This is a genomic window from Mycobacterium sp. 663a-19 (assembly GCF_035616495.1).
Classification (GTDB): Bacteria; Actinomycetota; Actinomycetes; order Mycobacteriales; family Mycobacteriaceae; genus Mycobacterium.
Genome location: NZ_JAPJAV010000005.1, coordinates 252,621 through 274,039, shown reverse-complemented (window position 1 = coordinate 274,039; position 21,419 = coordinate 252,621). Strand labels below are relative to the sequence as shown.

The following is a 21,419-nucleotide window of genomic DNA, read 5'->3' as shown; positions in this document are numbered from 1 at the left end:
TTCGTAGCAGCCGGGTATTCGATGGGAGCAGCGGCAAACCAGCCGCCCAGCTGAAAGTCAGCGCATCGGGAGGTGAGATGTGAACGGCCCGCCGGTGGACGTCGCCCCAAGACTGCGCGCTCGCGAACGTGTTGTCGTTCACGTCGATTCGCTCGTGGCCCGCTGCGTCGGCGCCTTGGCGTTGCTGTGCGCCACGTGCTGGCTGATCGCGGTGCTCGCCCGCCACCACCAGAACCCCGAGTGGCACTACGCCGGTCGGCTGGGCTGGTCGCTCACCGTGCTGGCGGCTGTGACATTGATCGCACGCGGCATCTTCCTGGGCCGCCCCGTCACGGCCACGCACGCGGCTACCGCCGCTTTTTTCGTGCTGGCGGGCCTGGGCTCGCACGTGTTGTCCTTCGACCTGCTCGGTGACGTGCTGATCGCCGGCTCGGGCCTGGTGCTGATGTGGCCGATGTCGTCGCATCCGCGGCCCGAGGACCTGCCCCGGGCGTGGGCGCTGATCGACGCCACCAGCGATGACCCGTTGGCGCCGTTCGCGATGCAGACGGGCAAGTGCTACCACTTCACCGCGGACGGCACCGCGGCGCTGGCGTACCGGACCCGGCTGGGGTTCGCGGCCGTCGGCGGGGACCCGATCGGCGACGAGGCGCGATTCCCCGAACTGGTCGCGGACTTCGCCGCGATGTGTCGCGCGCACGGCTGGCGCATCGCCGTGGTGGGTTGCAGCGAACGGCGCCTCGAATTGTGGACCGACCGCACGGTCGTCGGACAATCGCTGCGGGCGGTGCCGATCGGCCGCGATGTCGTCGTCGACGTGTCCAACTTCGAGATGGTCGGGCGCAAGTTCCGCAACCTGCGTCAGGCCGTGCAGCGGACGCACAACTTCGGCATCACCACCGAGATCGTGGACGAGCAGGCACTCGACGACAAGCTGCTGGAAGAACTTTCCGACGTGGTGCGGGCGTCGCCCAGCGGCGCCCACACCGATCGCGGCTTCTACATGAACCTGGACGGGGTGCTGGAGGGCCGGTTCCCCGGAATCCGGCTGATCATCGCCAGGGACGCCGCCGGGAAAGTTCAGGGCTTCCACCGGTATGCGACGGCCGGCGGCGGCCGCGACATCAGCCTCGACGTGCCGTGGCGTCGCCGCGGCGCCCCCAACGGGATCGACGAACGGCTCAGCGTCGACATGATCATGGCCGGCAAAGAGGCTGGCGCACAACGGGTATCGCTGTCGTTCGCGGCCTTCCCGGAGATCTTCGAGGACAAGAATCGCGGTTGGCCCAAGCGCATCTTCTACCGGCTGATCCATGTGCTGGACCCGCTGATCGCGCTCGAGTCGTTGTACCGTTACGTGCGCAAGTTCCACGCGATGGACGCCCGGCGCTACGCGCTGGTATCGATGACGCAGTTGGTTCCGCTGGTGTTCGTGTTGCTCACGCTGGAGTTCATGCCGCGGCGGCGGCACTTCGAGCGGTTGGCGCATCACGCCTAGGGGCTTTCGGTGTTTCGGTGTGAACCCACGGCTTCGAGTGTGAGCCGACGGCTTTCGGTGTGAACCTACGGCGGGATTTCGGCGGGATTTTCCCGCCCACGATTCACCCCCGACGCCCAGGATTCACAGTCAATTCGGCTAGCCGAGCCGTATCTCGGGACAGCCAACGTCGCTGGGCAGGTGATGGGTGGCCACCACCACCGTCCGGTCGCCGGGCATCAGCCCGTGGCCCTGAACCAGCAGGTCGCGCACAACCCGTTCGGAGTCGGCCGCGTCGAGGTGCTCGGTGGGCTCGTCGAGCAGCACGATCCGGGCGGGTGAGAGCACGGCCCTCGCCAGCAGCAGCCTCCTGCGCTGTCCGGCCGAAACCGCTTGCGCGCCACCGGTGAGCACCGTGGACAGGCCCTCGGGCAAGCCGGCGAGCCAGTCGCCGAGCCCGACCGCCCCCAGCGCCGCCTCCAGTTCGTCGTCGCGGCAGTCGCCGCGGGCAACCAGCAGGTTGTCCCGGACGGTGGTGGCGAAGATGTGCGCGTCCTCGGCGAAAAATGTGACGGCGCGGTGCAATTCGTCTTCGTCGAACAGGCACAGGTCGACGCCGTCCAGCGTCACCTCGCCCTGCAATGCGGGCAGCAGTCGGGCGAGCGTCATCAGCAGCGTCGTCTTGCCCGAGCCGCTGGGCCCGGTGACCGCCAGCCGCGCGCCGGGCGGCAGGTCAAGCCTCACCCGGGTGGACCGCGCCGAACCCGCGTGACCGGAACGGACGTCGGCGGACAACCGCTCGGCGTCTACCGGCACTGGCGGGGCCTTCGTGGGCCGCGCCTGGCGGGAGGCCGGGGCCAGGCTGAGCAGGCGGCGCGCCGCGATCCGCGACCGGGTCAACTGAACGGCGGCGGCCGGCAGGGGAGTCATCGCTTCGAACGCGGACAGCGGCAACAGCATCAGCACCGCCAGCGTGGTGGGCGCGACGGTGGCCGCCATCCCGATCCCGGCCGCCACCGCGCCGAGCACGCTGACCCCGACCGCGGCGGTGGGCACCGCCTCGGCGACGGCGGCCGGCCGGGCGGCGGCGTCGAGCGCGTCACCCCAGGCGTGTTGGCGGCGTTGCGATTCGGCGATGAGGTCGGGGAGCACGCCGGCGACACGAAGCTCGGGCGCGTGTTCGAGGGCGATCATCGCCGACGTGTCGCGCTCGGAATGATGTTGCCGGGCAACCTCTTCCCGGGTGGCGGCGGCTCTTCCCGCGAGCCGGGGTGCCACCACGCCGGCGATCAACAGGCAGATCGCCAACACCGCGGCGGCCGGCGGCGAGATGACCGCGATGGCAACGGTCGCCGCCAGCCCCAGCACCGCCGCGACACACATCGGGACCAGGGCACGGACCAGGACGTCGGCCAGTTCGTCGACGTCGGCACCCACCCGCGCCACCAACTCACCGCTGGGCAGCCGAACGGCGGCCGAAGCCGGCCCGTGGGCCAGCCGGCGGTAGATGCGTGCCCGCGCGGTGCCGGCGGCGCGCAGCGCGGTGTCGTGGGTGGCTAGTCGCTCGCAGTAGTGCAGCACGCCCCGCGAAATCGCGAACGTGCGCACCAGGACGACCGCGACCGACAGGTCCAGCACGGGCGGCATCTGCCACGCCCGCGTGATCAGCCACGCCGAAATCCCGGCGAGGGCCAGCGCGCTGCCCAGCGACAGCACGCCCAGCGCGACGGCGGCCACCAGCCGCGGCAGCCGGGGCCGCAACAAGCCCGCGGCGGCCAGCAGCGGGTCAGGCCGGCGCATAACGCACCTGAGCGTCCGAGACCACCTCGACGAGTTGGTCACCGATTGCCACGACGGGCGCGCGATGCCCGACGACCACGACGGTCGCACCGGCGCGGGCGCGCCCGACGATGGCGCGCAGCACCCGATCCTCGGTGTCGGCGTCCAGGTGCGCGGTCGGCTCGTCGAGCAGCAGCACCGGGGCCGGCGATCCGAGCGCCCGGGCGAGGCCCAGCCGCTGCCGCTGTCCCAGGGACAGGCCGACGCCGCCGCGCCCGAGCACGGTGTCCAGCCCGTCGGGCAGCTCGGCCAGCACCGCATCGAATCCGGAAGCGGCGCAGGCACTTTCGAGGTCTCGCGGACCGCCGAGGCCGCCGAGCAGGCGCAGGTTGTCGCCGACGGTGCCGGGGATCAGCACCGGACGCTGCGGCAGCCAGGACAGTTGCCGCCACCATCCGGCGGGCTCGAGGTCGGCGACGTCGACCCGGGCCACCGTGACCCGGCCCGACGACGGGACGGCGAGGCCGGCGATCGCCTGCAGGGTGGTGGTCTTTCCCGCGCCATTGTGTCCGGTCAGCACCGTCACCCGACCGGGCTCGATCACCGCGGAGAGATCGCACGGCGAGTGGCCGTCTCGGCCGGCCACGCTGAGCTTCTCGAGCCGTATCTGTGCGCCCCGCGCGGTTACCGTCCCGGTGCGCACCACGGGCGCGGTCGGTTCGCCGATGAGGTCGAACGCCCTGTCGGCGGCGGCTCTACCGTCTTGGGCGGCATGGAATTCCACCCCGATGCGACGCAGCGGCCAATACACGTCGGGGGCCAGCAGCAGGACGGTCAGGCCGGTGGCCAGGGTCATTTCGCCGAACACCAGGCGAAGGCCGATGCCGACCGCGATCAGCGCCACGCCGAGGGTGGCCAGCAATTCGAGCACCAGCGCCGACAGGAAGGCGATCCGTAGCGTCGCCATCGCCGAGCGCCGGTGCGCGGCAGCGAGTTCGGCGATCCGGTGTTCGGGGCCCGAGGCGCGGCCCAGCGCTCGCAGCGTGGGGATGCCGGCGATCAGATCCAGCAGCCGCCCCTGCAGGGTCGTCATCGCGGTCAGCGCGGCCGCCGACCGCTCGGCCGTTGCCAGCCCGATCAGCACCATGAAAATCGGGATCAGCGGCAGGGTGATCACCACGACGAGCGTCGATTTCAGGTCGTAGAGGGCGATGACGGCGACGGTGGCCGGGGTCAGGATCGCGGCGAGCAGCAGGGTGGGCAGGTAGCCGGTGAAATGGGGCCGCAGGCCGTCGAGGCCGCGGGTGACCACAACCGCGGCGGCATCACGCTGCGCGGCGAGCTCATGGGGCTGCCGGGCGGTCACCGCCGCCAGCACCTGCCCGTTGAGATCGGCGATCACCGCGCTGGCTCCCCGCTGGCCCAGCCGCGCCTGCAGCCAGTGCGTCACGGTGCGGACGGCCCACAGCGCCAACAGGATCGACAGCGGCCCCAGCCAGCCGCGCAGGCCTCGCGCCGAGGGATCGGTGATCACGCGTGCGACGATGCCCGCCAGCACAATCGCCGAGCCGATCGCGCAGCCGGAGATCACCACCCCGCACCCCACCGCGGCCGCCAGGAACCGGCGCAGCGCGGTCGACGCCCGCCACAGTCTCGGGTCCAGCGGCGCGCGGGAGCCCTGTGCGCTCAGGAGGCGCGCCTCGCCAGGCCGATGGGCGGCGGGATCTGCTCGGCCGAGATCCGTTGCCGGAACACCCAATACGTCCACGCCTGATACACGACCGTCAGCGGGGCCATGAAGGCGGTCACCCACGTCATGATCTTGAGGGTGTACGGGGTCGACGAGGCGTTGTAGATCGTCACGTTCCATTGGTCGTTGAGCGTCGAGGGCACCAGGTTCGGATACAGGACGCCGAACAGCAGCACCACCACGGCCGCGACGACCAACGCGGTGCACGCAAATGCCCACCCGTCCGACACGCGACGCCACACCAGCAGCACCGCGGCGAGCTGCGCCACGACCGCGACCCCCAGCACCACCCAGGTCCAGCCCTTGCCGTGCGCCAGCTGTGTCCAAAGCCCAAATGCCGCAACCAGTCCGGTCACCGGAAGCGATAGCCGCACCGCGGATCGGTGCGCGTCGTCACGCAGCGGGCCCGACGTCTTCAAAGCGATGAACACCGCGCCGTAGAGCAGGAACAGTCCCGCGGTGGCCAGGCCACCCAGCAGGGTGTAGGCGTTGAGGATATCGGTGATCGACGGGCGGATGTGGCCGGCGCCGTCCACCGGCAGCCCGCGGACCAGGATGGCGAATGCCACCCCCCACAGCACACCGGGTAGCCAGGATCCGGCCGCGATCCCGAAATCGGCCCAGCCGCGCCATTTCGAGTCGTCGACCTTGCCGCGCCATTCGATCGCCACGGCGCGCAGGATCATGCCGAACAGGATGGCCAGCAGCGGCAGGTACAGCGTCGAGAACACCGTGGCGTACCAGCCGGGGAACGCGGCGAACATTGCCGCGCCGCCGGTGATCAGCCAGACCTCGTTGCCGTCCCACACCGGCCCGATGGTGTTGAGCGTGGCGCGTCGGTTGATTTCCCGGTCGCCCGAGCCGAGCCGGGCGAGCGGCTCCATCAACATGCCGACGCCGAAGTCGAAGCCCTCCAAGATGAAGAAACCGAGGAACAGCAGCCCGATGATGCCGAACCACACCTCTTGCAGTTGCACCGGTCAGCTCCTTTCTTATGCCTAGTAGGCGGCCTAGTAGGCGAAGGAAAGTGGTGCCACTTCGTGCTCGCCGGGTGCCGCCGGCGCGGCCGGTTCGGCGTCGTGTTCCTGTGGCCCTTCGACGATGTAGCGCTTGAGCAGGTAGAACCACACGACGGCGAGCACGGCGTACACCAGGGTGAACGTCACCAGCGAGGTGATAACGATCCCGGAATCGTGGTTCGAGACCGCCTCGTGGACGGTGAACCGCACCTGTTGGTCACCGGTCGGATTGGGGGCCACGATCCAGGGCTGGCGGCCCATCTCGGTGAACACCCACCCGGAGATGTTGGCCAGGAATGGGGTGGGAATGGTCACCAGCGCGAACCGGGAGAACCACCGCTGGTCGGGGATCCGGCCACCGCGGGTCAGCCACAACGCCGTGAGGGCGAACAGCAGTGGGATCGCCAGCAGCCCGATCATCGCGCGGAACGACCAGTAGGTGACAAAGAGGTTGGGGCGGTAGTCGTTTGGCCCGAATCGGAGTTGGTAGTCCCGCTGGATGTCGCGCACACCCTGCAAGGTGACGCCGCTGATTCGGCCTTGAGCCAGGATCGGCAGCACGTTGGGCACCTCGATCACGCGGTAGAGGCTGTCGCAGTTGTTCTGCCGGCCGACCGTGAGGATGGAGAACTCCGGATCCGTTTGGGTGTCGCAAAGCGATTCCGCCGACGCCATTTTCATCGGTTGCTGAACGAACATCAGCTTGCCCTGCTGGTCACCGGTGAAGAACAAGGCGAGGGCCGCGGCCAGCGCAACCCAGCACCCCAGGATGACCGCCGGGCGAAACATGGTGCGGCCGTTCGACTCAACGGTAGGGGTCGCGGATGCGGCGTTGCGGGAACGGACCAGCCACCACGCGCCGACGGCGGCGACGAACGTCGCGGCCGTCAGCAAGGCCCCGGTCACCGTGTGCAAAAACGCCCAGCGCGCAGTGTTGTTGGAGAGCAGCGCGGTGATGCTGTTCAATTCGGCGCGGTGCGTCACGGGATTGTAGTGCGCGCCGACCGGGTGCTGCATGAACGAGTTCGCCACGATGATGAAGAACGCCGAAACGTTGACACCGATCGCGACGATCCAGATGCACGCCAAGTGAACCAGTTTGGGCAGCCGGCTCCAGCCGAAGATCCACAATCCGATGAAGGTGGATTCGAAGAAGAAGGCGAACAGTCCTTCCATGGCCAGCGGCGCGCCGAAGATGTCGCCGACGAAGCGGGAGTACTCGCTCCAGTTCATGCCGAACTGGAATTCCTGCACGATTCCCGTTGCCACGCCGATGGCGAAGTTGATCAGGAACAGCTTGCCGAAGAACTTGGTCAGGCGGTACCAAGCGGTGTTGCCGGTGGCCACCCACACCGTCTGCATGACGGCGAGCAGGGGAGCCAAACCGATGGTCAGCGGCACGAAGATGAAGTGGTAGACGGTGGTGATGCCGAACTGCCACCGCGAAATGTCGACGACATTCATGTGTCATCTCCCGAAGACTACGAGGGCGTACCCGCCATCTACGACGCAGTGTAGTAGATCGGCTGGACTGATGCTACGGCCGAGCGCACGCGGCCTCAGCGGCCGAGGGTGGTTGAGGCCTTACGGATCCCGAACGACGAGACGATCTCGAAGACGCCGATGACGACGAACCAGACGCCGACGACCAACGTCAGGGTCACGATCGAGTCGAACGGCGACGCGATGATGATGATGCCGGCGAGCAGGCTGATCACGCCGACGAAGATCGACCACCCGCGTCCCGGCAGGTGCGGGTCCTGGATCGCCGAAATCGTCGTGGCCACACCGCGGAAGATGAACCCGACGCCAATCCAGATGGCCAGCAACAAGACCGCGTACCCCTGGCCGAAATGCCGAAACGCCAGCAAGGCCAGGATCAATGCCGCTGCGCCACTGATGAACAACAGGATTCGGCTCCCGGCGGTGACGTGCAGGCTGAACGCGAACACGACCTGCGCGATGCCGGTGATCACCAGATAGACGCCGAACCAGATGGCGGCGACCAGGATGGATATTCCCGGCCAGGCCAGCACCAGAACGCCGAGGATCAGCGACAGAATTCCCGATACCAGCGTGGACTTCCACAGGTGGGGCAACAAGCTCGGAGTGGGCGGGTTTCCAGGACTTGTCTCAGGGGAGGTAGTCATGGCCGCAGTCTGGCACAAACGCCGGTTCGCGTATAGGGACCGAAGACCAACGAATCAGACGCGGGCCGTGTGCGATTCCTCGACTCGATCGGCCGTGTCGTCGGCCGGGGCCTTGCGGCCGACCAGATACCAGGTGCGCATGGTGCCCTTGCCCTTGACCTCGATGCGACCGCGCTCCTGCAGCACGAACTCGTCCTTGAGGCGCTCGTAGACGTCCTCGGGCACCTGGATCCGTCCGGCCGAGTCGGTGGATTCCATGCGCGACGCGACGTTGACCGCGTCGCCCCACACGTCGTAGAAGAATCGCCGCGAGCCGACGACCCCCGCGACCACCGGGCCGCACGCCATGCCGACCCGCAAGGGCAGCGGGAGTCCGTGCGGATCCTTCAGTCCGGCAGCAACATCGACCATCTCGAGCGCGAAGTCCGCCAGCGCCTGCACGTGGTCGGGCCGGGGCCGCGGAACCCCGCTGACCACCATGTAGGAGTCGCCGCTGACTTTGATCTTCTCCAGCCCGTGCTTGTCGACCAGCGCGTCGAAATCGCTGTAGAGGCGGTTGAGGAAGCGCACCAGCTCGGCCGGCGCCGTGCCACTGGCGCGTTCGGTGAAGCCGACGATGTCGGCGAACAGCACCGAGGCGTCGTCGTACTTGTCGGCGATGATGCTTCGCTCGGACTCCTTGAGCCGCTCGGCGATGCTCGCCGGCAACATGTTCGTCAGCAGCGCCTCGGAACGTTCGTACTGGGCCTCCATGATCGCCTCGGCGCGGTCGGTGTCGCGCAGGGCGAACCACACCGTGACGACCACCATCACCACACTCGAGACGGCGGTGATGACAAAGCCCAGCGACGTGGCCCAGGCCGGCTGCAGGCCGGTGTCACGCGGCACCCGAAACTCGACCACGATGATCAGGCCGGCGGAAACGGCCGCCAGCACGGACGCCAACACGATGTGTTCGATTCCCAGCAACAGCACGACGATGCAGGCGCCGACCAGGAAGAAGAACTGCGATCCCGAAGCGGTGCCGACGTCCCAGACGCTGGCGAAGACCGAGACATACGCCGCACCCAAAAACGTAAGCGGCGCAACCAATCCGCCGAATCGCTGCAACCACGGCACAAACGCGAAGATCGTCGCGGCGACGACGTTGATCGAGCTGATCTGCCAGGACCAGGCCCCGGTGATGACTTGCACGCACACGAAGCTGGCGCTGACTATGACGGCCAGCCATGCGCTGATGGTGAGGATTCGGGCCCGGCGCGCGGCGCTGTCGGCGTAGTGCTGATTGCGGTCGCGGGTTTGCGCCCGCACGGCCGCGACGCAGTCTGCGCGTCGTGCGACGCCGTCCGCTCCACTCGATGAGGCACCGCATGCTTTCGCGGCCATGGTGCAAGCCTAACCGCTGACCTCGGTGTTTGTCGGCCATCTAGTCCAGGTCGCGGGTGAGCCAATCGGAAGCGCGGTGCGGTGACAGCGAGCCGTTGGGCATGATGTGCTGCACCGGATGACCATCCCGGGTGGCCAGGTCGGCGATCATCCGCCGGTGGCAACGCCACCAGGTCGGTTCCCCGCACATCACGGCCACGTCGCGGGCCTCGGCATCTTGCAGGAGCCGCCGGTATGCCGCCTGGAACTCGGGCGTGCGGGTGTGCGCGGCGTAATTGGCGAACGCCGGGTTCTCCCACCATTGGTCCCGCGGTACCGGGTTGGCCGGCGGCTTGCGTCGTCCACCAAGATCCGGTTCATGCCGGTAGTCGATCCCGGCGGCATTCAGCCAGCCCGGCATTGCTTGCTTTGACACATCGGGATTGCGCCGTGAGCCCGGGAAACTCCGCACATCGACCAGCAGCGTGATGCCGTGCTGGCGAAGCACGGCAGTGAGTTGCTGGGCGGTTTTCGGGCCGTGGCCGATTGTGTACAGCATCAAGTAGGCGCCCCTGAGCGCGCCGCGCAGTTTAGCGGCCGATCGACCATTTGCACACCAACAAATGGCCAATTAACGGGAAATGACCAGTTAATTCTCAGGCCGGCGGGGAAACCGATCGAGAGCCACGCGTGTGGCATAGATCGCAATCCAACACCTATCGGGTGAGCTAGCAGAAAGGAAATCCTTGCCATGTTGACCGGCATTACCCACCTCGGCTCCCTGGTTGCCCCCATCGTGGTGCTGACAGGCGCCGCAATTCTGCGAGCCGCCCCCGCAGCGGCTGACTCCGGCCAGGATGACCAGTTCCTGGCGCTACTCAGTCAGGAAGGTATCCCGGCCGTGTCGGGCATACCCGACCTCGAAAAGACGGCCCATCAGGTTTGTGGCGAGTTGAACAGTGGCGTCCCAACGGGCACCGTCGTGAACGAATTCGAGAACTTCGCCAATTCCGCCACCCCCGGCGCCGACCCCGGCCGTCTTCATCGGACGGCGATCAGATTCGTCAGGGCGTCAGCGGGAGCCTACTGCCCCAACCACCAGGTGGGCTTCATCAACCGGAATGGATCACGGCACCGGGTGACGTTGACCGCCTTCATCGACGGAGCCAATGCCGCCAATCCGGTCCCGCCGCTACCACAGGTGCCGAACGCCAAGACGCTGAATCCGCCACAGGCGGCGGCGCCCGCCCCGGCGAAGAAGGCGCCTCCCGTTGTCGGTCCTCCACCAGGAGCCGGTGGCGGTGGGGGCGGCAATGGTGGTGGTACCGGCGGGGTGACCCCGACACCGCCGATGGAACCCGGCATCGTCACGCTCGCACCATGACCGCTCGGCCAGCCTGCTAGGCCCTGCGGGCGCGCGACAAACGGCACGAGGTCAAATCGCCTGTGCCGACGGTGAACTCGTCGCGTCCAGCCTCTGGTGCCATCTCGAATTGGTTGTACCGCAACGAATCCGCATGTCCGAGCCTCGCTTGGTGCCCTCGGTGGGATTCGAACCCACACTGTACGGGTTTTGAGTCCGTTTCCTCTGCCAGTTGGGATACGAGGGCTTCTCGGCTCCTACCTTAAAGGCAGCCTCCCACCATAGAGAATCTGGCGCGGTCCGGTGCCTCGCCGCCCCCGACGTCGCTGGTTGCGTAGGTCCACGACACAATGTCCGTCATGACAGGCTCCACGACCGACACCGACGCCGCCGCTCCGCGCCGGGTCCTGATCGCGGAAGACGAAGCGCTCATCCGACTGGACTTGGCCGAGATGCTTCGGGAAGAGGGTTACGAGATTGTCGGCGAGGCCGGCGACGGCCAGGAGGCCGTCGAACTGGCCGAGCGGCACAAGCCCGACCTGGTGATCATGGACGTCAAGATGCCGCGCCGCGACGGGATCGACGCCGCGTCGGAAATCGCCAGCAAGCGCATCGCGCCGATCGTGGTGCTGACCGCCTTCAGTCAGCGCGATCTGGTCGAACGCGCCCGCGACGCCGGGGCGATGGCCTACCTGGTGAAGCCCTTCACCATCAGCGACCTGATCCCCGCCATCGAGTTGGCCGTCAGCCGGTTCAGCGAGATCAGCGCGCTGGAACACGAGGTGGCCACGTTGTCGGACCGGCTGGAGACCCGCAAGCTCGTCGAGCGCGCCAAGGGCGTGCTGCAGACCAAGCAGGGCATGACCGAGCCCGAGGCGTTCAAGTGGATTCAGCGTGCCGCCATGGACCGGCGGACCACCATGAAACGGGTGGCCGAGGTCGTCCTGGAAACCCTCGACGCGGAAGACTAACCCCCCGCGAGCAGACGCAAAAGCACCCAAAACGTCGGCGTGTCGGGGGCTTTTGCGTCTGCTCGGCAGTAATTACCGCGCGACGATCACCGAGGAGCCGTGGCCGAACAGGCCCTGGTTGGCGGTGACGCCGACGGTGGCGTTCTCCACCTGCCGGCCGGTGGCCTGCCCGCGCAGTTGCCAGGTCAGCTCGCAGACCTGCGCGATGGCCTGGGCGGGGATTGCCTCGCCGAAGCAGGCCAGCCCGCCCGACGGGTTGACCGGGACGCGGCCGCCGATCGCGGTGGCGCCGCTGCGGAGAAGGGCCTCGGCTTCACCTTTGGGGCACAAGCCCAAGTGCTCGTACCAGTCCAGCTCCAGCGCGGTGGACAGGTCGTAGACCTCGGCCAGGCTCAGGTCCTCGGGCCCGATGCCCGCCTCGGCGTAGGCCGCATCGAGGATCTGGTCCTTGAACACCCGGTCCGGCGCGGGCACCGCGGCGGTGGAATCCGTTGCGATGTCCGGCAATTCGGGCAGATGCTGGGGGTAGCGCGGCGTCACCGTGCTGACCGCGCGCACCGACGGCACACCGTCGAGCGAGCCGAGGTGCTTGCGGGCGAAGTCGGCGCTGGCCACGATCAGCGCCGCCGCGCCGTCGGAGGTGGCGCAGATGTCCAGCAGCCGAAGCGGGTCCGAGACCACGGGGCTGGCCAGCACGTCGTCGATCGAGTTCTCTTTGCGGTAGCGGGCATTCGGGTTGTTCAGGCCATGCCTGGAGTTCTTGACCTTCACCTGGGCGAAGTCCTCCAGCGTGGCGCCGTACAGGTCCATCCGCCGGCGCGCCAGCAGCGCGAAGTACACCGTGTTGGTCGCGCCGATCAGATGAAACCGCTGCCAGTCGGGGTCGTTTTTGCGCTCGCCGCCGACGGGCGCGAAGAAGCCCTTCGGGGTGGTGTCGGCGCCGATCACCAGCGCGACGTCACAGAACCCGGCCAGGATCTGGGCCCGGGCGCTCTGCAGGGCCTGCGAACCGCTGGCGCACGCGGCGTAGCTCGAGCTGACGGGAATGCCGTTCCACCCCAGCTTCTGCGCGAACGTCGCGCCGGCGACGAATCCCGGATAACCGTTGCGGATGGTGTCCGCGCCCGCGACGAGCTGGATCTGCCGCCAGTCCAGGCCGGCCTCGGCGAGCGCGGCGCGGGCGGCGACCACGCCGTATTCGGTGAAGTCTCGGCCCCACTTGCCCCAGGGGTGCATGCCGGCACCCAGGATGTAGAGCGGCTCCGTCATGAGGCCCTCCCTTTGCGCCGCTCCTCCACCCCTTTTTCGATCGCACTGCTCTGTTTATCGTCGCCGGCGCGCTTCCACGCGTGCACGACGCGCTGCACGCCGTCGTCGTCGGTGAACAGCGGCATCGTCGTCAGCTCCATCTCCATGCCGACCCTCAGGTCGGCCGCCAGCGTGCCCTCGACCACCTTGCCCAGGATGATCAGCCCCTCCTCGGCCAGCTCCACCGCCGCAACGGCGAACGGCTCGAAGGGATCCGGCGAAGGATACGGCGGGGGCGGCGCGTAGCGGTTCTCGGTGTAGCTCCACAGCTTTCCGCGCCTCGACAGCGCGACGGGCTGCAGCGCGTCGCCGGCGCAGGCCGGATTGGGGCAGTTGTTTTCTCGCGGCGGGAAGACGTAGGTGCGGCACTGGGGGCACTGGGCGCCGATCAGATGCGCGTCGCCGCCGGCATCGGTGGCGAACCATCCCTCGATCGCCGGTTCTTGGCGGGTGACCTCTGGCACCGGGCCAGCGTACCCAGCGAAGCCGCAAAACTGAAACGTGTTGCAGTTCTGCCGCAGGCCGCGACCCGTCACACCGGGTGCCTAGAGTGAGAGCGTGCCCGACCGGAAGACCGAGGAACAAACGAAGCCCACGCTGATGCTGCTGGACGGCAACTCGCTGGCCTTCCGGGCGTTCTACGCGCTGCCCGCCGAGAACTTCAAGACGCGCGGCGGGCTGACCACCAACGCGGTGTACGGCTTCACCGCCATGCTGATCAACCTGCTGCGCGACGAGGCCCCGACGCACATCGCGGCGGCGTTCGACGTGTCGCGGCAGACCTTCCGCTCCGAGCGTTACCCGGAGTACAAGGCGACACGGACGGCAACGCCGGACGAGTTCCACGGGCAGATCGACATCACCAAGGAAGTGCTGGGCGCGCTGGGCATCACGGTGCTCGCGGAGCCCGGATTCGAAGCCGACGACCTCATCGCGACGCTGGCCACCCAGGCCGAGAACGAGGGGTACCGCGTGCTGGTGGTCACCGGCGACCGCGACGCGCTGCAGTTGGTCAGCGACGACGTGACGGTGCTGTATCCGCGCAAGGGCGTCAGCGAACTCACCCGCTTCACCCCGGACGCCGTCGTCGAGAAGTACGGGCTGACGCCCACGCAATACCCCGACTTCGCCGCGCTGCGTGGCGATCCCAGCGACAACCTGCCCGGCATCCCCGGCGTGGGGGAGAAGACCGCGTCGAAGTGGATCGCCGAATACGGCTCGCTGCAGGGGCTGGTCGACAACGTCGACTCGGTGCGCGGCAAGGTGGGTGACGCGCTGCGCGCGCACCTGGCCAGCGTGGTGCGCAACCGGGAGCTCACCGACCTCGTCAAGGACGTGCCGCTGGCGCAGACCCCCGACACGCTGCGGTTGCTGCCCTGGAATCGTGACCAGATCCACCGGCTCTTCGACGACCTGGAGTTCCGGGTGCTGCGCGACCGGTTGTTCGAAACGCTGGCCGCCGTCGAACCCGAGGTCGAGGAGGGTTTCGACGTGCGCGGCGGCGCGCTCGAGCCCGGTGAGCTGGCGGCCTGGCTGGCCGAGCGCGACTCGGGCAAGCGGTTCGGCCTGGCCGTCGTGGGCACCCACCTGGCCTACGACGCCGACGCCACCGCGCTGGCCATCGTGTCCGCCGACCGCGACGGCCGCTACATCGACACCTCGACGCTGGGCCCCGACGACGAGGCGGCGCTGGCGTCCTGGCTGGCCGATCCCGGCTCGCCCAAGGCGCTGCACGAGGCCAAGCTGGCGATGCACGACCTCGGCGGGCGGGGCTGGACACTCGCGGGCGTCACCTCCGATACCGCGCTGGCGGCCTACCTGGTGCGGCCCGGGCAGCGCAGCTTCTCCCTCGACGACCTTTCGCTGCGCTACCTGCGCCGGGAGTTGCGCGCCGAAAACCCTGAGCAGCAACAGCTTTCGCTGCTCGACGACCCCGAGGGTACGGACGACCAGGCGGTGCAGACGCTGATGCTGCGCGCCGTGGCGGTGCTGGACCTGGCCGACGCGCTCGACGAGGAGCTGGCCCGCATCAACTCAACCTCGCTGCTGAGCGGCATGGAGCTGCCGGTGCAGCGGGTGCTGGCGGGCATGGAAAACGCCGGTATCGCAGTCGATTTGAAGTTGCTCAGCGAGCTGCAAAGCGACTTCGCCCACCAGATCCGCGACGCGGCCGAGGCGGCCTACGCGGTGATCGGCAAGCAGATCAACCTGGGCTCGCCAAAACAATTGCAGGCGGTGCTGTTCGACGAGCTGGGCATGCCGAAGACCAAGCGCACCAAGACCGGATACACGACCGACGCGGACGCCCTGCAGTCGCTGTTCGACAAGACCGCACACCCGTTCCTGCAGCATCTGCTCGCCCACCGGGACGCCACCCGGCTCAAAGTCACCGTGGACGGGTTGCTGAACTCCATTGCCTCCGACGGGCGCATCCACACCACGTTCAACCAGACCATCGCGGCGACGGGCAGGCTGTCGTCGACCGAGCCGAATTTGCAGAACATTCCGATCCGCACCGAGGCCGGCCGGCGGATCCGCGACGCATTCGTGGTCGGCGAGGGTTACGCCGAGCTGATGACGGCCGACTACAGCCAGATCGAAATGCGCATCATGGCGCACCTGTCCCGCGACGAGGGCCTCATCGAGGCGTTCAACACAGGCGAGGACCTGCACTCGTTCGTGGCATCGCGCGCGTTCGGCGTGCCGATCGAGGAGGTCACCGCCGAGTTGCGCCGCCGGGTCAAGGCGATGTCCTACGGATTGGCCTACGGGCTGAGCGCGTACGGCCTGTCGCAGCAGCTGAAAATCTCCACCGAGGAAGCGAAGGAACAGATGGACGCCTACTTCGCCCGGTTCGGCGGGGTGCGCGACTACCTGATGGACGTCGTCGAGCAGGCTCGCAAGGACGGCTACACCTCAACGGTGTTGGGCCGCCGGCGTTATCTGCCCGAGCTGGACAGCAGCAATCGGCAGGTGCGGGAGGCCGCCGAGCGGGCGGCGCTCAACGCGCCGATCCAGGGCAGCGCGGCCGACATCATCAAGGTGGCGATGATCGAGGTCGAGACCGCGATCAAGGAGGCCGGGCTGTCGTCGCGCATGCTGTTGCAGGTACACGACGAATTGCTGTTCGAAGTCGCGCCCGGGGAGCACGAGCAACTCGAGGCGCTGGCGCGCGAAAAAATGGGCGGCGCCTACCCGCTGGACGTGCCGCTGGAGGTTTCGGTGGGTTACGGCCGCAGTTGGGACGCCGCCGCGCACTAGCGGGCCACGCATTACTGGCTGGTCAATTGGCCTTACCAGCTGGTCAATTGGGTGCCACGTCGCGTTCGCGGTCGACGTTCGGCCAGGTCGCCGCGGCCGGCGGCGGCCGACCGGTTTGTCCAGCGTGCGCCACGTCGAGTAGCCTCAACAGGTAAATCCCGAATTGTCCCTACGACCCAACCTGTCCGGAGCAACCCAACAACATGCCGAGTCCCGCCGTCACCTCGCCGCAAGTAGCCGTCAACGACATTGGCTCGAGCGAGGATTTTCTCGCCGCAATAGACAAAACGATCAAGTACTTCAACGATGGCGACATCGTCGAGGGCACGATCGTCAAAGTGGACCGGGACGAGGTGCTCCTCGACATCGGCTACAAGACCGAGGGCGTCATCCCCGCCCGCGAGCTCTCCATCAAGCACGATGTCGACCCCAACGAGGTCGTTTCCGTCGGTGACGAGGTCGAGGCCCTGGTTCTGACCAAGGAGGACAAAGAGGGCCGGCTGATCCTGTCCAAGAAGCGCGCGCAGTACGAGCGCGCCTGGGGCACCATCGAGGCGCTCAAGGAGAAGGACGAGGCCGTCAAGGGCACGGTGATCGAGGTCGTCAAGGGCGGGCTGATCCTCGACATCGGGTTGCGCGGCTTCCTGCCCGCCTCGCTGGTCGAGATGCGCCGGGTCCGAGACCTGCAGCCCTACATCGGCAAGGAGATCGAGGCCAAGATCATCGAGCTGGACAAGAACCGCAACAACGTGGTGCTGTCGCGGCGGGCGTGGCTCGAGCAGACCCAGTCCGAGGTGCGCAGCGAGTTCCTCAACCAGCTGCAGAAGGGCGCCATCCGCAAGGGCGTGGTCTCCTCGATCGTCAACTTCGGCGCGTTCGTCGACCTCGGCGGTGTGGACGGCCTGGTGCACGTCTCCGAGTTGTCCTGGAAGCACATCGATCACCCGTCCGAGGTGGTCCAGGTCGGCGACGAGGTCACCGTCGAGGTGCTCGACGTCGACATGGACCGCGAGCGGGTTTCGTTGTCGCTCAAGGCGACTCAGGAAGACCCGTGGCGGCACTTCGCCCGCACCCACGCCATCGGCCAGATCGTGCCGGGCAAGGTCACCAAGCTGGTGCCGTTCGGCGCGTTCGTCCGCGTCGAGGAGGGCATCGAGGGCCTGGTGCACATCTCCGAGCTGGCCGAGCGGCACGTGGAGGTGCCCGACCAGGTGGTCGCGGTCGGCGACGACGCGATGGTCAAGGTCATCGACATCGACCTGGAGCGGCGCCGAATCTCGTTGTCACTCAAGCAGGCCAACGAGGACTACACCGAGGAGTTCGACCCCGCCAAGTACGGCATGGCCGACAGCTACGACGAGCAGGGCAACTACATCTTCCCCGAGGGCTTCGACCCGGAAACCAACGAGTGGCTGGAAGGATACGACGCCCAGCGCACCGAGTGGGAGGCCCGCTACGCCGAGGCCGAGCGCCGGCACAAGATGCACACCGCGCAGATGGAGAAGTTCGCCGCCGCCGAGGCGGCCGCGCCCAGCGGTGGCGAACAGCCGCCGGGCAACGGCGCTCCCGCCGAGAAGGCCGCCGGCGGGTCGTTGGCCAGCGACGCCCAGCTGGCCGCGCTGCGGGAAAAGCTCGCCGGCAACGCATAACCTTTTCCGGGTCGCGTCCGCGTAATGCTTCGCATCGGGTTGACCGGCGGCATCGGCGCCGGGAAATCCCTGCTGTCCGCCACGTTCGCCGAGTGCGGCGGGATCATCGTCGACGGCGACGTCATCGCGCGAGAGGTGGTGCGGCCCGGAACCGAGGGGCTGGCCTCGCTCGTCGCGGCGTTTGGCGAGGACATCCTGCTCCCCGACGGCTCGCTGGACCGGCCGGCCCTGGCCGCCAAGGCTTTCGCCGACGACGACGCGCGCAAGGTGCTCAACGGGATCGTCCACCCCCTGGTGGCCAAGCGCCGCGCGGAGATCATCGCGGCGGTGTCCGAGGACGCCGTCGTCGTCGAGGACATCCCGTTGCTGGTGGAATCCGGGATGGCGCCGCTGTTCCCACTCGTTGTCGTGGTGCACGCCGACGTCGAGCTGCGGGTGCGACGGCTGGTCGAGCAGCGCGGCATGTCCGAACAGGACGCCCGCGCCAGGATCGCCGCGCAGGCCGATGACGAGCAGCGCCGCGCCGTCGCCGACATCTGGCTGGACAACTCGGGCAGCCCAGCGGATTTCGTGCGCCGGGCGCGCGACGCGTGGCACAACCGGATACTGCCGTTCGCGCACAACGTGGCCCAGCATCGGGTCGCGCGGGCCCCGGCCCGGTTGGCGCCGGCCGACCCGACCTGGCCCGAGCAGGCGCGCCGGATCATCAATCGGTTGCGCACCGCCTGCGGTCACCGCGCGATTCGGGTGGACCACATCGGGTCGACCGCGGTGCCCGACTTCGACGCCAAGGACGTCATCGACATCCAGATCACCGTCGAATCACTGGCGGCGGCGGACGAACTCGCCGAACCGTTGCTGGCGGCCGGCTACCCGCGCATCGAAGGGATCACCGACGACGTCGCGAAACGCGACGCCCGCAGCTCCGTCGCGCGCTACGACCACAGCGACGATCCGGCGTTGTGGCACAAGCGGATTCACGCCTCGGCCGACCCCGGCCGCCCCACCCAGGTGCACATCCGCGTCGACGGCTGGCCCAATCAGCAGTTCGCCCTGCTGCTCGTGGACTGGCTGGTCGCCAACCCCGGCGTGCGCGCCGACTACCTGGCCGTCAAGCGCGACGCCGAAAAGCGGGGCAAGGGTGACACCGCGCGCTACGTCGCCGCCAAGGAGCCGTGGTACCTCGACGCGTACCGGCGGGCGTGGGAATGGGCCGACGCCACGGGCTGGCGGCCCTAGCCGGGCAGTGGTGCGCCGCAAGCCAGTACGCCGTTCATCGGATCGCTGCTGTTTGGCGCCGGCGCGACCATCCGATCAGCCTGGGTGGCAATGTTGTCATCCACGGCGATCTCGCAGTGCACGTTCGCCGCATAGGGCCAATGAAGCACGACCCGCATGCCGGCCTGCGCCGGATCGGGCAGCACGGTGTCGGCCTCGAATACGTTGCCGGGCAACGAGCTCAGGCCGGTGCTCATCGTCTGGCCGTCCTTGACCATGAAGGCGACCTGGCTGCCGGTGGTCATCGCGTCGACCCTGGCCCGGTAGGTGATGTTGTGCAGGTCCGCGTGCGCAGTCGCGGGAGTTAGCTGGAAGCCGGCGGCGATAACCGTCAGGGCGGCGATCGGCATCCATCGACGCTTGCTCATAGCTGCTGAGATTACTCGGGCTGGCAGCGCGGGCACCACAACGACATCCGGCCGCCGGCCCGCCCGCGCGCGAGCCGGGTGCCGCAGCGCGGGCAGCTAGGGTCCGGCTCGTCGCGCACCGCGGTCAGCCAGCGGGGCAGGCCGGGCACCCGGCCGTGCCGAACCGCGGTGCGCAGCACCCGGGTCATCGCGGCATGAAGGCGCTTGATGTCGTCGTCGTCCAGCTCGGCGACCGGGTGAGCCGGCCGCAGCCTGGCCCGCCAGCAGATCTCGTCGGTGAGCAGGTTGCCGAGCCCGGCGATCACCGACTGGTCCATGAGCGTCGGCTTGAGCGCGCCGCGTCGCCCCGACAGCACGTCGCGAAACTCCCGCAGGCTCAGGCCCAACGCGTCGGGGCCCAGCGGGCCGGTGATGTGCCCGATGTCATCCTCGTCGGCGGCCAGCCACACGCCGCGCAGCTTGCGCATGTCGGCGTAGCGCAGCTCGCCGCTGTCCAGCGACACCGTCAGCCGCTCGAAGCGCTGCGGCTCGGCGCCGTCCTCGGCGTGGTAGGGGTGGCCGGTCATGCCTCTGTGCACCAGCAGGGTTGGGCCGTCGGTGGGCAGGATCAGCCACTTGCCGTGCCGGCGTGGACCCTTGAAACGGTGCCCCGCGCAGCTGCGTCCGAGCTGTCGGTGTCGCATTAGGGCATTGTGCTTGACGACCCTGGTGCTGCCGTGGCTCCTCTAATGTCTGTATCCAGGTCAATGGTGACGAGTGTGAAATCCGACGGCGTAGTTGACACCGGTGATGCGGCGATCCAAGCTCTTCTGGCTCTCACCGCCGAGAACACCTACGACGATGAGAAGCGCGAAAACTGCTCGATGCCATCCTGACCGTCCCGCCGCTAATGGAGTTGCGACCCGACAGGAGGGAAAAGCTTTGGGAGACATGCGAGTTCACAGAACGTCGAACCAAGACAGCATCGGGGTTGGTGGGGGCGCGGGATCAGCGATTTCTACACGTCAGATCCGCAGTAACGGCACTTTATGGCCGCTGCCTTGATTGTCTCCGCACAGTACGGACACACCTTCTCATCAGCGGTTAGTTCGCCCTGCGCAGCTGCCGTTGGCGCAGATTGCTGATGCGCTTCTATCCGCTGGACCACAGGCGACAAAAGCGATGCCCACTGGCCCGGTGGGAGCTGCGTGTTGAGAAGCGTCAGGCTTCCTGCGTTCCAGTTGAGATGGATTATCGTTTCTGTGAACTTTTGCTTGCGAGTGGTCAACGCATTCATGACCGTGGCGAACGCGACACCTTCAAGGATTCCCTTAGCGCCAAAGCCCCCTCCCCACCAACCACCGCCGCATGTGTTCACGAAATCTCCACGACCTGCCACCTGTAGCGAAGTGATATCTGAGTAGTTAAGCCGCATTTGGTTGGACACATCCCCGACCATCACGGTCACCAAGTCGCAGTCAAATATGACAGTGCATCCGCCGGTTGCAATACCAGATACGCCGGTCAACGAGAGTATCGGGCCGTCGATACGTCTGCGCTGGGGATCCGACAAAACATCTCGCACGCGGCCCCCGTAGAGACTAAGAATCCACTGGGGTTTGCCGAAATCAGAGATCGGAGCAGCTTGCCAGTAGACCCGCCAGTCCTGCTTACCACAAGCCAGGCACTTCCATCGCTTAAT

The 21,419-nt window shown here is 67.7% G+C and carries 18 protein-coding genes and 1 tRNA gene; 6 read left to right on the top strand and 13 right to left on the bottom strand.

All coding sequences use genetic code 11. The features are described 5' to 3' along the window. Window positions 1–79 precede the first annotated feature (79 nt). Window positions 80–1,498 (top strand): bifunctional lysylphosphatidylglycerol flippase/synthetase MprF, encoded by a 1,419-nt coding sequence (locus OQ968_RS11605; RefSeq protein ID WP_324677811.1) that lies wholly within the window; start codon window positions 80–82, stop codon window positions 1,496–1,498. A 138-nt stretch (window positions 1,499–1,636) separates the two neighbouring features. On the opposite strand, the gene cydC is transcribed toward OQ968_RS11605, so the two are convergent. The 7 genes from cydC to OQ968_RS11570 all read right to left on the bottom strand — a co-directional run bounded on the left by cydC (window position 1,637) and on the right by OQ968_RS11570 (window position 10,099). Continuing rightward, the gene (gene cydC / locus OQ968_RS11600) at window positions 1,637–3,277 is read right to left on the bottom strand and encodes a thiol reductant ABC exporter subunit CydC (protein ID WP_324677809.1); all 1,641 of its coding nucleotides are present in this window, start codon (window positions 3,275–3,277) and stop codon (window positions 1,637–1,639) included. Next, on the bottom strand, window positions 3,264–4,886 hold the full coding sequence (gene cydD / locus OQ968_RS11595) for a thiol reductant ABC exporter subunit CydD (protein ID WP_324678018.1): 1,623 nt from the start codon (window positions 4,884–4,886) through the stop codon (window positions 3,264–3,266). The genes cydC and cydD overlap by 14 nt, the downstream gene beginning before the upstream one ends. Window positions 4,887–4,942: 56 nt before the next feature. Further along, a complete protein-coding gene (gene cydB, locus OQ968_RS11590) occupies window positions 4,943–5,983 on the bottom strand; it encodes a cytochrome d ubiquinol oxidase subunit II (RefSeq protein ID WP_324677807.1) in 1,041 nt (346 codons plus the stop codon). Between the two features lie 33 nt (window positions 5,984–6,016). After that, window positions 6,017–7,489 carry a cytochrome ubiquinol oxidase subunit I gene (locus OQ968_RS11585; protein WP_324677805.1) on the bottom strand — a complete coding sequence of 491 codons (1,473 nt, stop codon included), beginning with the start codon at window positions 7,487–7,489 and terminating at the stop codon, window positions 6,017–6,019. Window positions 7,490–7,584: 95 nt separating this feature from the next. Then, on the bottom strand, window positions 7,585–8,193 hold the full coding sequence (locus tag OQ968_RS11580) for an HdeD family acid-resistance protein (RefSeq protein ID WP_420715891.1): 609 nt from the start codon (window positions 8,191–8,193) through the stop codon (window positions 7,585–7,587). 36 nt (window positions 8,194–8,229) lie between these two features. Beyond that, window positions 8,230–9,561: an adenylate/guanylate cyclase domain-containing protein gene (locus OQ968_RS11575; protein ID WP_324677801.1), complete on the bottom strand. Its 1,332-nt coding sequence runs from the start codon at window positions 9,559–9,561 to the stop codon at window positions 8,230–8,232. Between the two features lie 40 nt (window positions 9,562–9,601). Then, window positions 9,602–10,099: a DUF488 domain-containing protein gene (locus OQ968_RS11570; RefSeq protein ID WP_324677799.1), complete on the bottom strand. Its 498-nt coding sequence runs from the start codon at window positions 10,097–10,099 to the stop codon at window positions 9,602–9,604. 192 nt (window positions 10,100–10,291) lie between these two features. On the opposite strand from OQ968_RS11570, the gene OQ968_RS11565 reads away from it, so the two are divergent. Then, complete coding sequence (locus tag OQ968_RS11565; protein ID WP_324677797.1) at window positions 10,292–10,924, top strand: DUF732 domain-containing protein; 633 nt, start codon at window positions 10,292–10,294, stop codon at window positions 10,922–10,924. A 149-nt stretch (window positions 10,925–11,073) separates the two neighbouring features. On the opposite strand, the gene OQ968_RS11560 is transcribed toward OQ968_RS11565, so the two are convergent. After that, a tRNA-Leu gene (locus OQ968_RS11560) sits at window positions 11,074–11,150 on the bottom strand. Window positions 11,151–11,262: 112 nt separating this feature from the next. Between OQ968_RS11560 and OQ968_RS11555 the strand changes: the two genes are divergently transcribed. Beyond that, window positions 11,263–11,874, top strand: coding sequence for an ANTAR domain-containing response regulator (locus OQ968_RS11555; RefSeq protein ID WP_324677795.1), 612 nt, complete (start codon window positions 11,263–11,265; stop codon window positions 11,872–11,874). Window positions 11,875–11,946: 72 nt separating this feature from the next. Here OQ968_RS11555 and OQ968_RS11550 read toward each other — a convergent pair whose 3' ends face one another. After that, window positions 11,947–13,143, bottom strand: coding sequence for a lipid-transfer protein (locus OQ968_RS11550; protein WP_324677793.1), 1,197 nt, complete (start codon window positions 13,141–13,143; stop codon window positions 11,947–11,949). Further along, window positions 13,140–13,646 (bottom strand): Zn-ribbon domain-containing OB-fold protein, encoded by a 507-nt coding sequence (locus OQ968_RS11545; RefSeq protein ID WP_324677791.1) that lies wholly within the window; start codon window positions 13,644–13,646, stop codon window positions 13,140–13,142. Before OQ968_RS11545 ends, OQ968_RS11550 begins: the two co-directional genes overlap by 4 nt. A 136-nt stretch (window positions 13,647–13,782) precedes the next feature. Here OQ968_RS11545 and polA point away from each other — a divergent pair, with 136 nt between their 5' ends. The 3 genes from polA (at window position 13,783) to coaE (ending at window position 19,331) form a co-directional block, all read left to right on the top strand. Next, entirely contained in the window at window positions 13,783–16,443 is a 2,661-nt protein-coding gene (gene polA, locus OQ968_RS11540; protein WP_324678016.1) for a DNA polymerase I, read from the top strand. Between the two features lie 203 nt (window positions 16,444–16,646). Then, complete coding sequence (gene rpsA / locus OQ968_RS11535; RefSeq protein ID WP_324677789.1) at window positions 16,647–18,092, top strand: 30S ribosomal protein S1; 1,446 nt, start codon at window positions 16,647–16,649, stop codon at window positions 18,090–18,092. Window positions 18,093–18,116: 24 nt separating this feature from the next. After that, window positions 18,117–19,331, top strand: coding sequence for a dephospho-CoA kinase (gene coaE, locus OQ968_RS11530; protein ID WP_324677788.1), 1,215 nt, complete (start codon window positions 18,117–18,119; stop codon window positions 19,329–19,331). Here coaE and OQ968_RS11525 read toward each other — a convergent pair. The 3 genes from OQ968_RS11525 to OQ968_RS11515 form a co-directional block, all read right to left on the bottom strand. After that, on the bottom strand, window positions 19,328–19,720 hold the full coding sequence (locus OQ968_RS11525) for a hypothetical protein (protein WP_420715890.1): 393 nt from the start codon (window positions 19,718–19,720) through the stop codon (window positions 19,328–19,330). The genes coaE and OQ968_RS11525 overlap by 4 nt on opposite strands. 29 nt (window positions 19,721–19,749) lie before the next feature. Further along, window positions 19,750–20,421, bottom strand: a complete 672-nt coding sequence (locus OQ968_RS11520) for a DNA-formamidopyrimidine glycosylase family protein (protein WP_324677784.1) — start codon at window positions 20,419–20,421, stop codon at window positions 19,750–19,752. Window positions 20,422–20,735: 314 nt separating this feature from the next. Further along, window positions 20,736–21,185 (bottom strand): hypothetical protein, encoded by a 450-nt coding sequence (locus OQ968_RS11515; RefSeq protein WP_324677782.1) that lies wholly within the window; start codon window positions 21,183–21,185, stop codon window positions 20,736–20,738. Window positions 21,186–21,419: the final 234 nt, after the last annotated feature.

Bases quoted from the DNA above. Each gene is read 5' to 3' on its own strand.
- cydC (WP_324677809.1), bottom strand. From the start codon at position 3,277: ATGCGCCGGCCTGACCCGCTGCTGGCCGCCGCGGGCTTGTTGCGGCCC.
- OQ968_RS11585 (WP_324677805.1), bottom strand. From the start codon at position 7,489: ATGAATGTCGTCGACATTTCGCGGTGGCAGTTCGGCATCACCACCGTC.
- OQ968_RS11575 (WP_324677801.1), bottom strand. From the start codon at position 9,561: ATGGCCGCGAAAGCATGCGGTGCCTCATCGAGTGGAGCGGACGGCGTC.
- OQ968_RS11570 (WP_324677799.1), bottom strand. From the start codon at position 10,099: ATGCTGTACACAATCGGCCACGGCCCGAAAACCGCCCAGCAACTCACT.
- OQ968_RS11565 (WP_324677797.1), top strand. From the start codon at position 10,292: ATGTTGACCGGCATTACCCACCTCGGCTCCCTGGTTGCCCCCATCGTG.
- OQ968_RS11555 (WP_324677795.1), top strand. From the start codon at position 11,263: ATGACAGGCTCCACGACCGACACCGACGCCGCCGCTCCGCGCCGGGTC.
- OQ968_RS11550 (WP_324677793.1), bottom strand. From the start codon at position 13,143: ATGACGGAGCCGCTCTACATCCTGGGTGCCGGCATGCACCCCTGGGGC.
- polA (WP_324678016.1), top strand. From the start codon at position 13,783: ATGCTGCTGGACGGCAACTCGCTGGCCTTCCGGGCGTTCTACGCGCTG.
- rpsA (WP_324677789.1), top strand. From the start codon at position 16,647: ATGCCGAGTCCCGCCGTCACCTCGCCGCAAGTAGCCGTCAACGACATT.
- coaE (WP_324677788.1), top strand. From the start codon at position 18,117: ATGCTTCGCATCGGGTTGACCGGCGGCATCGGCGCCGGGAAATCCCTG.
- OQ968_RS11525 (WP_420715890.1), bottom strand. From the start codon at position 19,720: ATGCCGATCGCCGCCCTGACGGTTATCGCCGCCGGCTTCCAGCTAACT.
- OQ968_RS11520 (WP_324677784.1), bottom strand. From the start codon at position 20,421: ATGCGACACCGACAGCTCGGACGCAGCTGCGCGGGGCACCGTTTCAAG.